Source organism: Caulobacter sp. SLTY (genome assembly GCF_009905535.1).
Classification (GTDB): domain Bacteria; phylum Pseudomonadota; class Alphaproteobacteria; order Caulobacterales; family Caulobacteraceae; genus Caulobacter.
Genome location: NZ_JAAALA010000017.1, coordinates 82,545 through 94,775, shown reverse-complemented (window position 1 = coordinate 94,775; position 12,231 = coordinate 82,545). Strand labels below are relative to the sequence as shown.

The window sequence follows — 12,231 nt, the reverse complement described above, 5'->3', positions numbered from 1 at the left end:
CCTTGAGCGCGCCGAGCCCATCCTCCCCGGCAAATGACGCGACAGCCGACCGCCTGACCATCGCCTGGCGGGACATCAATCGGCCACCCCCGGAGCGGGGTGGGCCGGAACCGGATGGCCCGAACGGCGCCGTGGCCGCCGTGGGCGCCTCGCCGGCGTTAGCCGAGCGGCTGCGGCGGGACAGTCTGTCGCCGCAAGAGGCTGAGGTGGTCACCGCCGCGGACGGACGCCTGACCGACTTCGAGGCCCCGGCGGATCTGGCGGCCCTCGAGCTCGGCCGCGATCGTATGCTGCGGACGCTGGAGCCCAATCACACGCAGATGGCTGTCGATCCGTTGACGGCCATGCGCAGGATCGCCGCTGATCCCGCCCACGCCGAACTGGCCGACGCGGCGGCCTGGGCCATTGGGTCCGGCCCGGCCGGGCGACGGCTGAAAGACAGTCTCGAGGGGCTGGCCGGGGAGGTCATGGGGATCGATCCGGCAGAGGCCCGGGTTGCGGTTCGGGCGCTGGATCGGTCGCTGACCCGCTTCTGGCAAGGGAACGGGATCGTCGCGGTATCCTGGGATCGCCAGCTGCGCGAGCTGGTTGGAGAAACCCTAGACGATCAACTGGCCGACGCCTTGATCAACCTGGCGGAGGGCTCGCCTTTGGTTCGGGCGCAGGCTCAGCGTCTCTCAATCTTCGGCCTGGATGGCGAGTTGGGACGGGCGGCCGCCGGTCAGATCCGCCGATTTCCTCCGCAGGCTGATGGACCCCGGCTGTGGACCCCCGGCTGGACCGACCGACGGGCGGCGCGGGCGGTGGATCGGGCTCGGACGGCTGAAACCACCTCCGCGCTCGGCGGGGGCTCCGCCGCGCACGCCTGGCGGGTCAAGGCGCTGGTCGATCTGTTGACGGCGTTGGGCGAACGGCTGGTCAACCACTTTGGGAAGCGCGCCGACACCGCCAGGACCGCCCCGGCAACGACCGTCTTGGACGTTCTGGCGCCGGAGATCGCCAAGGGCGCGGTCTCGGCCCTGCTCGACGCGATCAAGGGCGAGGATGAGCCGGAAACGCCATCCGACCCCGGTCGGGCGTTTGCCCAGGCGCTGGTCCGATCCGGGCTGGCCGGGTGGTTGTTTAAGACTCCGCCGCCGACCGTGCCAGACCAACCCCTTCCAGGGCTGGATAGCCCGGTCGGTCGAATGCTGCAGAACCTTGCCCTGCTCGCGACGGCCCTGGGCGACGGGACGCCGCCTGACCCAGTCGCCCAAGAGTCAGATTGGCTGGGGGATGAGCCGGCGGACACCGCATCGCCGCCTGATGGTTCGGATTCCATTCTGGAATGGGAAGGGCTTCCGTCAGACGACGCCATTGACGCGGCCGCGCTGGACTGGGACGCGCCATGAGGCTGCCAGCCGGCAGGCTCCCGCCGACGCGCAAAGGTCAGAGAAGGCCATCAGTCGATTGCGTATGTTCTTGAATTGTTCTATTATCGGGCAGGGTTTTGATCATTGGCCGCCGTTGAGGCGCTGAGTTCCCGGCCCAGCCCGCGCCCTAGTCGATCGCCGGGCGTAATCGACGATTGAACTCCACGGACCCGCCGGCCTGCTGGCCGACGGACAAGCCGCTCCAACAGCCAGCCGTAAGCAAATGCGCCGACTGCCCGCTCGCCGGGCTGTGGCGTCAAGGGAGCCGCATGACCGTTTCCGCAATGTCCACCCGCACCGTGAGCTACGCCGGCGACGGCGGCAGCGGGCCGTTTCCCATTCCCTTCCGGGTGCTGGAGGCAGGCGACCTCAGGGCGGCCGTGATCGCCGAGGACGGCGTCCGCACGCCTCTCGAAGGCATCTCGGTCGCCGACGCCGGCGAGCCTGCCGGGGCGACGGTCACCACGGCGGCGCCGATTTCGCTCGGCGAAACCCTGGTTCTCTGGACCGAGACCACGGTGGTCCAGGCCGCCGACTACCTGGCGGGGGACGCCTTCCCGGCGGAAACCCACGAGGCGGCCCTCGACCGGCTCACCCTCATTGCCCAGGACGCCCGCCGCGACATCAGCCGGGCCTTCAAGGCGCCGGTCGGCTCCCCGACCCCCGACGACAAGACCTATGAGACGTTCGTGGCCGATGCGGCGGCGGCGGTGGGGTCGGAGGCCGTGGAACTGGTGATGGCTGCCGGCGATACGCAGGTCGGCGCAGTTGAGGCCGCTGGAGCGGCTCAGGTGGAAGTTGTTGGCACTGCCGGGGATGTTCAGATCAGCCGTGTCGAGGACGAAGGCGACGATCAGATCGCCATGACGAGCGCGGCCGGTGCTGGACAGGTTGTGGCCGTCAACACGGCTGGCGATGCCAAGCTGGCCTTGATCGCGGCGGCGCGCGGCGGTGACCTCCATGCCAGCACGTCCGACGGCTTGAGCAATGGCGTGATCAACACAGTCAGCTTGGTGGGCGGGTTCGGCGGTGCAAACGGAACATTTGACTTGGCCTTCACCGGCGGCGGCGGGACTGGCGCGGCGGGTCGTTTCACAGTCGTTGGCGGCACTGTTACCTCGATTACCCTGACCGCCAAGGGAAGAGGCTACACCAGCGTACCCACGATCAGTTTTGCCGCCTCTGGCGGCCTAACCGGCGCCAGCGCGACCGCCATTGTCGGTGTTAACACCAACATCGGCGAGTACTTCTCAACGCCTGGGACGAACGGTGCCGCGCTGAATGTCTACCGGGTCGATATCGGGCCCGTCGCCACTCTGATCGGGCAGCTGGAGGCATGGCAAAGCAAGGCGCACCGCTACTTCTTCGGCCAGGCGCAGCACGACACTGCGGTTGGCCAGGGCCTCCGGCCATACGTAGAGCCTTACGCGCTGCGCATGTACATGGGCACTTTGGCGGGGGGTGCGATCAAGAACGCAAATGGTACCTACACCCTCCCGCCCAACGCGACTTGGACAAGCCCTCAGCTGTCGGCCGGCGTGTTCGACATCGCCGGTAACCGCTATGCCTATGTGCCGACCACAGCCGAAACGACAGGCGCGATTGAGATACGTGTGTATTTCGGCGGCACCAGCATCGCCGCCGGCAACACTACGACGCAGCCTAATCCAGATTTCTATCGGCAGACCTGGAACAACTCGTTTCCGCGTCCTTACGTTCAAATCGAGATCAAGAACGTATCGGCATCGGCAGTCACAGTTTATCCCATCGAGGTCTACGCGGCCGACGCTGCCCATTTTCCGCAGGTAATGCGTTTTGAAGGCACGGCGAATGTCCCCGAGAACCGGCGTGTCATCGAGTGGAATGATGTTTCTCCGATGGCGCGTTGGAGGCTACGCGATCGGGGGATGTGGGTGGCTGATGAAGGGCGTATCGCCTATGCTTTCGACAGTGTTGCAGGCTTAGACGGTGCCACTGGCGGACTGTTTGCTCCAAAGCAGAACATCACGGCGGGCTTAGCTGTTGCCGCGGGGAGCGTCATTGGCTTGAAGCGAGGTTCCAGATGGAACCAGTCATTGAGCGCAATCATTGGCTCCACAACAAAGGGGTTGCGGGTAAGAGACTACCAGGAGGGCCGGGTGTCCGACCCATGGCCCATTCTTGACTCAGCAATTGATGTCACTGGCCTCGCGTGGGCCAGTGAGGGTAGCAACACCTACTCAGCGACCGTTCCCTGCGCGACAGATCTGCTATCAGCCGGCAAGCTGAACTACGACTATGCCTCAGTCGTCGAGATCGAACTATCGCGGCAAGCCGATGAACCCCTTGGAAGCCAGTTCATTTACGAGCCGGTCAACATCGTCTTAAGCGGTGCGGTCCCTGCGGCTGATCAGACCGTGGCCATTAACAAAGTCAAGGCGGAAGCGGGGCGAACGCTTGGGCTGTTCACTCCTGGCACTAGTTCCTATACCCTCTACATTCACACTCGCGATGGCTTGGCCCCCAATGCCAGCCCGACTTACCGGTACCGAGCTACGAACCTCGGTAGCTGCTTGGACTGGATCCAGGGCAACACTCGACAAGCTGCTGTACAGAATATTGAGATCTGCCAGGGCGCGCGGGGCCTCGGAATAATATGCGGCTCCAATCAGTCAGTGTTCGACGGTATAATTGCTTACCACGGCTACAAGCACACGCTGCACATCGAGGGTGGTGAGGTTCGCAATTTCATTCTCTACAATCGTGGAGCGAAGTCTGGAATTGATACTGGAGCGAATGCAGGAAATTGCTACGTCTCGCCTACGGCCAGCGGCTTCTCGTGGCGGTGGACAAACGGCATAGCCTATGACTGCGACTCGGCAATCTACAGTCATGCCGCCGCTGGAAAATACACAGCGGGCGAAATATCGTACGTCTGGACCATCAACTCGCGCGATGCCTCCGGCTCCTTGTCGCTGGGCGATCCGAGGGATTCCGACCAAGTCGCGTACGTCGAGGAGATGTGGTGCTTCGATCAGGGCAAGATCACTAACGGCAACAGTGGTGCCGACTACACTCATTTTCACCACTGCTTGGCGCGTTGCATCGGTCGCTTTCAATCCCGCGACCTAACCGAGCAGTGCATCAGCCAAGTCGTCAACATCTCCGGCGCAGCGATCGGTGACCGGGGAATGCGGTTGCTACGCGTGAGTGGCAGCGACGAGGTCACCCGGAACATCTTCTATGGGACAAACGAGCAGACAGTTGTTGGCGACGCCAACCCGACCAATGACTATCGCGCGGTCTGCATCGAGTTGATCAACACAGGCGGAGATCCGCTTGGAAATCCCAACATTCATCGAAACATATTCCTAGTCGATACGCCGCTTTGCACTGGCGGAAGCATCTTGGTTGCAGAACAGGCGGGCGGACTAACGTGGCAGTCCGACTACAATGTTTTCATATTCTGTACTCCGGGTTCCATTAGCTCAACGAAGTTTGGCCAAGGCACAAAAGCGACTATTTCTGAGTACTTGGCAAGCTTCCCCGGCCATGACGCTAACAGCCTCTTTGTGGACCTCCGCGACGATCCGCGCGGGTCCAAGGCCGTGTTCAAAGACGCAGCGAACGGCGACTTTACCTGGGCTCAAACGGAAGTAGCGGCTCGGATCAAGTCTTACTGTGTCGCGAATAGTGTCGGGCCGGAACACTCACTTCGAGCTTGGCCGGTCGTCCCAGCAGTCGACGACGCCCGGCGAATGCTCATGGCGACAACCTAATGATCCTACCAAGCCTTCAGATCACAAGGCTGGCAGGTTCCAAAGGGACCGATGTCATGCCGAGCTCTATGACAGTCTTGGCAGCGCATGAGTGGACCCTTGCCGTTGTCGGCGTCCGGCTCAGTCACCTTGCGGAGCCAAGCGGTCAGTCGGATCAGCAACCTCTGCATCTCCAAAACGATGCGCCGGTCGGCAGGGGGGCGTCAAGATGAAGGTCCCGAAGATCGTCATCGACCTGTTCACAGGGCCGGATGGGGAGACCTGGCATGCCGGGCGGATCGCCGCCGTGCCGATGTTCTTCAGCGGCCTGACGCTGCCTTGGGTGCAGCTGTGGCGGACCGGGAGCGTCAGCCTGGGGGAGGCCGGCGCGCTTTACCTCACGCTGGCCGGCGCCGTCTGGGCGCTGATCCACGGGGCCAAGACCATGGACATCATGCCGGGCGCCGCCGGCGGAAAGGAGCAGGCCGGCTGATGTGGACCTGGGATCAATCGGAGGGGCGGCTGTATCGCGACGGCGCCCTGGTTTCTGCGGGGTACAGCGGAAAAGGCCGTGGGCGGAACAATCCGGCGCTGCAGGGGCTGGCCGGGGTCGGGCCGATCCCGCGCGGCCGATGGCGCATCACCGGCCGGTACGACAGCGCCCGGGTCGGGCCCTGCACCCTGCGGCTCGAGGCGGCGGACGGGGTGGTCGACGATGCGCATGGTCCCACGGGCCGGAGCGCGTTTCGGTGTCATGGCGACAGCGTGCGGGCGCCCGGAACGGCCAGCCGCGGCTGCATCATCCTGCCCCGACAGGTGCGGGAGGCGATCTGGCGCAGCGGCGACCGGGACCTGGAGGTGGTGGCGTGACCGGCGTCTGGGCGGGGCTGGCCGGGCTGGCGCGCCGGTTTGCCGGTCCGCTGGCGCTGGTCGGGGTGGTCGGACTGGGCCTAGTGCTGGCCTTGGCCGGCTGGCGGTCCGGCGTCGAAGAGCGGGCCGGGCGCGAGGCGGCCCGTCAGCGGGCGGCGGGCGAGGTCTCTCGCGCCGGGGAGACGGCCACGGGCGCGGCGTTGAACGCGACCGCCGAATACGGCGAACGGGAACTGGGCCGGGCGGCCCTCGAACAGGAGACACGCGATGCGGTTCTTTCCGCGCCCGATGCGGGCGCTGACGCCGGCGCTGCTGGCGATGCTGGTCTTGCCGGGCTGTGCCGGCGGGCCGCGTACCTTGACCATCCCCGTTGCGCTGGATTGCGCCGGGCGGATCCCCCCGCAGCTGCGCGCTGAGGTCGCCCCGGCGCCCCCGCCGGCCGACAACAGCATCGGCCAGTGGGTGGCGTTCGGCGACGCCCAGACCGGGAGGTTGGAGACCGCCAACGACCGCAAGGCGACGGTGATCTGGATTCTCGACCGCTGCGAAGCAGAGGAGCGCGCGGCGGCGGCGCGGCTTGCCCCAACCTCCTCCTGGTGGCGACGGTTGCTGGGGGAGGGCGGCCGATGAGCGGGGAACGCCAGACGGTGGCCGGCGCCTATCTGCAGATCGCCGCCCATGAGCAGCTGTGCGCGGAGCGATATCGCGGCATCAATGAAAAACTGTCCTGGGTGCTGGGCGGCATGGCGGCCATGGTGCTGGCGCTGCTCGCCTGGTCGTTGGTGCAGCTGTACCGGCTGGAGCCGTTGCGCTGGCGTGGCGAGGCGGAGGGGCCAAGGGCCGCCGCCGTCGAGGTCTCGGCGCCGGCCGTTTCGCGCACGCGTTGAGCGCCCAGGCGATTCTGCCTGTATGGTGCGGGCATGGGGCTAGACCAGGATCTCACCGGGTTCGTTCAGCGCGTCTTCGCCTGCCCGGCGGAGACGGCCGAGGTCATTGCGCGGCGGGCGACGGAGCGGGTCTATGCCGCCCAGGCGGTGATCCTGCGGGCCGGTGATCGACCCAGCGATACCTGGCTGGTCATGGCTGGGCGGGCCCAGGCGCTGGTCTACGGGTCCGAGGGACAGCTGGTGATGCTCCAGGAGTATGCCGGCGGCGACCTGTTCGGCGCCATCGCCAACCTGGACGCGGGGCCGCAGGCGGCGGAGATCAAGGCGGTCGAGACCTTGCGGGCCGCCCTGTTCCTGGGCGGCGATTTCCTGACCCTGATCGAGACCCATACCGCGGTCGGCCTGGCGGTGTCGCGGCTGCTGCTGCGCCAGCTGCGGGAGACCACCGGCCGGATGGCGGACAGGATCACCCTGTCGGCGCCGGACCGGGTGCGGGCGGAGCTGTTGCGGATGGCTGTGGAGGTGGAGCGCAGGCTGGTCATTGACCCGTTCACCGGCGTCACGGCCCTGGCGATCAAGCTGAGCATCGCCCGCGAGACGGTGTCGCGGGCGATCAATGCGCTGGAGCGGCGGGGCGCTGTTCGGCGTGAGGGCCGGGCGTTGATCATCATCTCGCCGCGGCTGCTGCGTAGCGACTTCGCTTAGGAGACATCCAGGCTGAATACGGGGGTATCCGGCCCGCCGGGATGGCGGCTGGGCAGTTCGCCGATCGGCTCGCAGGGGCAGAGCGGGTCATCGGTTTCCGAGGCCAGGACCGCCGCGAACCGGTCGCTGACCAGCGCCGCGCCAGAGGGCACGGAGGCCAGCAGCCGCGCGGCAGTCTTGATCGGGGCTCCTGTGCGCAGGGCCGGTCCGCCGGGCGCGGGCGTTTCGCGAATCTCGCCGACATCGCCGGCGATGCGGCATTCGCCCATGGATCCCGCCGCCGCGCGCGCGGCCCGCGCCGCCGCCCGGCAGGTCTCGAACCCCAGGAGCAGCGCCGACCCGGTCCAGACGGGCGGGATGTCGCTCGTGATCCCCGCCGCGTCCAGGCCTGCCCAAAGCGCCGGCAGCCGGTCGGCCATGTCCTCGGCTGGCCCAGCGTCCAGGGCGATGATCGCCAACGGCTGACCCATGGGCGCCGCCAGGCGATCCGATGCCTCTGGGTCTCGCACCCGTCCGGCGGGGTGGCTGATCGTGCGTCGGCCGGCCGCGCGCCAGACCGCGCGCGCCCAGCCGCTGCCGCCGGCTTCCGCCGCCTCCGCCTCGTCGGGGACGACGAGCTGGATCGCTTCGGTCGACAGCAGGCGCGCCTGCATCGCCGCCCGGCCCATGGCCACGCGGGCGGCCAGCCTGACGCTCAGCCGGTCGAGCCGGTCCTCGCCGACCACGCTGACCGTGTCGGCCCGGTCGAGTACGGCGTCGAACCGCTCCGGCCAGCCCCCGCCCGTCGGCGCCACGCTTCCAGCTCGGAAAGCCTCGCGCCCGCCTGGCAGCACCAGGTGCAGTTCGGCGCCGCGGGACAGCAGGGCCTCGGCCACCACGATATCCGCCCCCGCCGCCAGGGCGCCGAAGCCGAACCCGACCCGCTCGGCCTCCAGGGTTTCGGCGATCTGGCGGGGCAACTCGGCGTCGGCGGGATCGACGCCCATCTGGCCGGCGAAATAGAGGGCGCGGGGCGGGCGCATGGGCTCCAGCCAATCGGCGTCTCCGCCCTGTTCTTCAAGAATGAGGGCGAACTGGCGCAGGGTGGCGGCGTGGTCCTCCCAGGCTTTCGGCGCCAGGGCGATAGCGTCCTGCAGGGTCAGCCAGGCCTCGTGAACCCGTCCCAGCAGCAGCTCCGCCTCCGCCCGGGTGGCCTCGCGCCAATAGGGGGTGTCAGGCTCCTCATCGCCCCTGTCGAGCCGCGCCAGCACCTTCTCCGCCAACGCCCCCGCCCGCTCCGACTCCCCCGCCAGCAATGACAGGCTGGCGGCGTTGATCAGCGGATAGGTCGCCCAGTTGATCGCCCCGGCGGCCCCATAGGCCTCCGCCGAACGAGCGTAGAGGGCGCGGCGGGCCTCCCCCGTCGCCCGCCGCGCCTGGTCCTTCAGCAGGCGACCCTTGAGGGACAGCACGGCGGGGTCGTCATCGAGGGTGTCCAGGCCGGCGTCGTGGAACAGGCGCAGGGCGTGATCCAGGGCGCCGGCGCGGGCGTGGGCGATGATGGGGAGGAGGTGCGTGGAGGGCATGGTCCTGTTTGACTAGGGGATGCTGCCGCCACCTTGGTCCGGCACATTCGGATCGAAGATTGTCTGCAGACGCCGGCCGGTCTCCGAGTCGATGAAGTCGACATGAAAATTAAAGGCCCGATCGTAGAGTCCTTGAGCGTCTTTAGGGCGCTCCAGAACTGACCAATATGCGATGCGGCAGTCTGCAGGGGCGCCGGCCTGCCCTGGCGAACGTTGATTGCCGCGATCAACGAAGTAGAGGCTGCAGTCTTCCAGTCGGCTCGATGGCTTCTCGACTTTCGCGGTGACGCCCGGTCCCGTAGGCGTGAATTCCCAGTTGATGGCGTTGTCCAGCTGCAAGACCAAGAGGCGAGGGTGGTTCAGCGCGGCGCCGCCTTGGAAGTTTGGTAGTCCAATATCCCAGGGTGTCTTCTCCAGGAATTCCATGGGAATTTCATAGTCTTGGATGGTCTCTATGAAATCCATTACATTCAAGGTCGAGCTGTCTTCTTTCGGCTCGTGAACCCGGAACCGAAGCTGCTGGACGGGTTGTCCGTCCGCATCCTTTTCCCAGATGATTGTCAGGACCCGGTGCTGGATCCAGGCCCCTGTCCGCAACTCCCGTTGAGGGTCAGGCTTTATTGGAAACTCACCGCGCTGCGATTTGTTTGTCACTGCAAAATCTCCTGTCCAAGTTTGGATTCAATGATCGGGAGCGCGCGGTCCGCATAGGCGAGTTGATCCCTCCACCGAGTATTGGAAGGGTCGAGCGCGGCTAGAGATCGAAATGTTACTCGAGCTTCAAGCAGATACTTCCTTGCGGCCCCCAAATTTCCCTGCTGATAGGCAATAAAGGAGAGTCCACGGTGACAGACGCCCCAATTGTCGCGAAGTGTTGCGTCTTCAGGGGTGCGCCCGATTAAAGCCGCCAAGATTTTCTTCTGTTCGAGGCGGCTATCGCCAGCCGCATGGAAGTCGCCTTCGGCGACCTGCGTCTCCGCAAGCCAAGCCCACCGGGTGGCTAGATCAAGTTTGAGGCCGCGATCTTCCGGCTGTATTGCGAGGGCCGCTCTGATGCCGGTGATCGCCGCCTGGCACAACCGATTGGCTCTGACGAATTCTCTCTCCTGCTGCAGGGCAAGGGTGCAAAGATTTCCGTCGGCATACGCTAGCTCTCGCATCGAACGAGCTGCCCTTGGCTGAAGTCGGATCAGTTCTAGAGCAATCTGGCGATAGTCCTCCCAGGCGGCTCTCGCCTGAGCCGTCCGATTGCGACTGTACTCGATGTAGCCTCGCCAATAGGCACTTTGCCCATGACTGAAAACGCTCTCGGGGTCGTGGGGTGCTTTCTCTAGGAGAGCTTCGGTTGCGGCGTACGCCTCCTGAAAACGTGCCTCTGCTACGGCCAGTCGGCCTTGCTGGGCTTCGTCTTTGCCCATAAGCTGAAGGAGTTTGGCTCGCAGATGTAGAGATGTGGTGGGCAACCGGTCGAGCGGCTGATTGTGGTAATATTCTAGCACCCGACCGTTCACCGCCGCGAGCACCGGTATTCGCCCGACGCCCTCAAGTCTGTCTCTAAGGTCTCCGAGCATGAAACCCACCAACTCCTCTGCCTCGACTCGCTGTCGCTCCGCTTCGGCACGGGCTTGGAGTGCGATCGCTGTCATTCCCCCCATCGCTACCATCGCAGTCAAAGACGCCACCGTGACCGCCATCACGCGCCGCAGCTGTCGTTGCGAATCTCGCTGCACAAGCTGATCGACGCCGACCCCCGCCATCCCGGCCACCAGTTTAAGCAGGGCCAGTCGCTCCCCATCCGCCCGCTTCCGGAAATCCGCCGCCAGCGGCTCTACGCCGCCTTCCGAAAGCGCTGGCGGAAAAGCTGCCGTTGGGTCTCCTCGGACCAACGCGGCGAGAACCGGCCGGTCCGGGTACTGCGCGCGAAAGGTCTCAATCTCCCGCCCAACCCAACGCGAAGTGGCTGCGTCTGGAGAGCATGCGACAATCAGGCAGTCCGACACCGCCAGTGCAGCCCTCACCTGGGTGCTTAGGTCGTGCGCAGCGGGTAATTCTTCGCGGTCCTTGAAGATCGGCGTCAACCTCCGGCCCGAGCCCAGCCGTTTTGGCAGCACATAGCTCTCCAGGCGCCGATGCAGGCGGTTCGCGAAGGCGGCGTCCTTATGGCTGTAGCTGATGAAGGCGCGATAGCGCTTCCCATCCACAGCGCCCGCCCCTGTCATCTGCGTGTCCCCCGATCACCGTTCGGCGAACGTGTCAGAGGTTGGGAGGGTTAACAACCCTGAATGGCGGCGCTATCTCAATCGCGTGAAGTCTGCCCCCTCCGACGCGCCAGCCTCAGAACCCGTGGAAAACCGCAAACGCTTCCACCGGCTCCCGGTCCGCCGCCAACCCATTCACCGCCGCGGTCTCGTCGGGCCAGCCGAGCGACAGGCCGCAGACGATGTACTGGTCTACCGGCACCTCCAACACCCGCCGGGTCACGGTCCAGTAGTTGTTCCACGCCCCTTGTGCGCAGGTGCCCAGACCCCGCCCCGTGGCGCTCAGCATCAAGGTCTGGATGAACATGCCGATGTCCAGGAAGCTCATCGCGTCCAGGTCCTTGTCGATCGTGAAGATCAGGCCGACCGGCGCGTCGAAGAACTGGTAGTTGCGGCCCCATTGGCGCCAGTTGGCCGCCTGGTCGCCCTTGGGGATTTCCAGCAGGCCGTACATCGCCTTGCCCAGGGTGCGCATGCGGGTGAGGTAGGGATCGCGACGTGCGCCGCTGCGGCGGGGGAATTCGGCGCTGTTGTCCTGGGGGTTGGTCTCGCGGTGGGCCAGGACCTCCCGTTCCAGCCGGGTCCGCACTTCGCCGGCGACCACATGCACCTTCCACGGCTGGATGTTGGTGCCTGAAGGAGCCCGACTGGCCTCCTCGAGCAGCTCGCGGACCAGCGCCTCGGGCACGGGATCGGGGCGGAAGGCGCGGATCGAGCGGCGGGCGCGCAGGGCGTCGGACAGCAGCAAGGGCAGGAGCTCCGGTCAGGGGTTCGGCGGACCATGCCGACAAGCCGCC

At 66.0% G+C, this 12,231-nt stretch carries 11 protein-coding genes; 7 read left to right on the top strand and 4 right to left on the bottom strand.

Annotated elements, in window-relative coordinates:
• The 7 genes from GVN21_RS11715 to GVN21_RS11685 form a co-directional block, all read left to right on the top strand.
• Window positions 1–1,391 (top strand): hypothetical protein (locus tag GVN21_RS11715; RefSeq protein ID WP_166574923.1); only part of this gene is annotated, 1,391 nt, incomplete at its 5' end.
• A 290-nt stretch (window positions 1,392–1,681) separates the two neighbouring features.
• Window positions 1,682–5,170: a hypothetical protein gene (locus GVN21_RS11710; RefSeq protein ID WP_166574922.1), complete on the top strand. Its 3,489-nt coding sequence runs from the start codon at window positions 1,682–1,684 to the stop codon at window positions 5,168–5,170.
• A 208-nt stretch (window positions 5,171–5,378) separates the two neighbouring features.
• The gene (locus tag GVN21_RS11705) at window positions 5,379–5,642 is read left to right on the top strand and encodes a hypothetical protein (RefSeq protein ID WP_166574921.1); all 264 of its coding nucleotides are present in this window, start codon (window positions 5,379–5,381) and stop codon (window positions 5,640–5,642) included.
• Complete coding sequence (locus GVN21_RS11700) at window positions 5,642–6,019, top strand: tlde1 domain-containing protein (protein ID WP_240902889.1); 378 nt, start codon at window positions 5,642–5,644, stop codon at window positions 6,017–6,019. The genes GVN21_RS11705 and GVN21_RS11700 overlap by 1 nt, the downstream gene beginning before the upstream one ends.
• Window positions 6,020–6,286: 267 nt before the next feature.
• Window positions 6,287–6,649 carry a hypothetical protein gene (locus tag GVN21_RS11695; protein ID WP_166574920.1) on the top strand — a complete coding sequence of 121 codons (363 nt, stop codon included), beginning with the start codon at window positions 6,287–6,289 and terminating at the stop codon, window positions 6,647–6,649.
• Window positions 6,646–6,906 (top strand): hypothetical protein, encoded by a 261-nt coding sequence (locus GVN21_RS11690; protein ID WP_166574919.1) that lies wholly within the window; start codon window positions 6,646–6,648, stop codon window positions 6,904–6,906. Before GVN21_RS11695 ends, GVN21_RS11690 begins: the two co-directional genes overlap by 4 nt.
• A gap of 33 nt (window positions 6,907–6,939) precedes the next feature.
• Window positions 6,940–7,611 carry a Crp/Fnr family transcriptional regulator gene (locus tag GVN21_RS11685; protein ID WP_166574918.1) on the top strand — a complete coding sequence of 224 codons (672 nt, stop codon included), beginning with the start codon at window positions 6,940–6,942 and terminating at the stop codon, window positions 7,609–7,611.
• Here the strand turns inward: GVN21_RS11685 and GVN21_RS11680 are convergent.
• The 4 genes from GVN21_RS11680 to GVN21_RS11665 form a co-directional block, all read right to left on the bottom strand.
• Window positions 7,608–9,176: a tetratricopeptide repeat-containing protein gene (locus GVN21_RS11680; protein ID WP_166574917.1), complete on the bottom strand. Its 1,569-nt coding sequence runs from the start codon at window positions 9,174–9,176 to the stop codon at window positions 7,608–7,610. The genes GVN21_RS11685 and GVN21_RS11680 overlap by 4 nt on opposite strands.
• 12 nt (window positions 9,177–9,188) lie before the next feature.
• Window positions 9,189–9,830 carry a hypothetical protein gene (locus GVN21_RS11675; RefSeq protein ID WP_166574916.1) on the bottom strand — a complete coding sequence of 214 codons (642 nt, stop codon included), beginning with the start codon at window positions 9,828–9,830 and terminating at the stop codon, window positions 9,189–9,191.
• On the bottom strand, window positions 9,827–11,395 hold the full coding sequence (locus GVN21_RS11670) for a toll/interleukin-1 receptor domain-containing protein (RefSeq protein ID WP_166574915.1): 1,569 nt from the start codon (window positions 11,393–11,395) through the stop codon (window positions 9,827–9,829). The genes GVN21_RS11675 and GVN21_RS11670 overlap by 4 nt, the downstream gene beginning before the upstream one ends.
• 115 nt (window positions 11,396–11,510) lie before the next feature.
• The gene (locus GVN21_RS11665; RefSeq protein ID WP_205690042.1) at window positions 11,511–12,182 is read right to left on the bottom strand and encodes a nitroreductase; all 672 of its coding nucleotides are present in this window, start codon (window positions 12,180–12,182) and stop codon (window positions 11,511–11,513) included.
• Window positions 12,183–12,231: the final 49 nt, after the last annotated feature.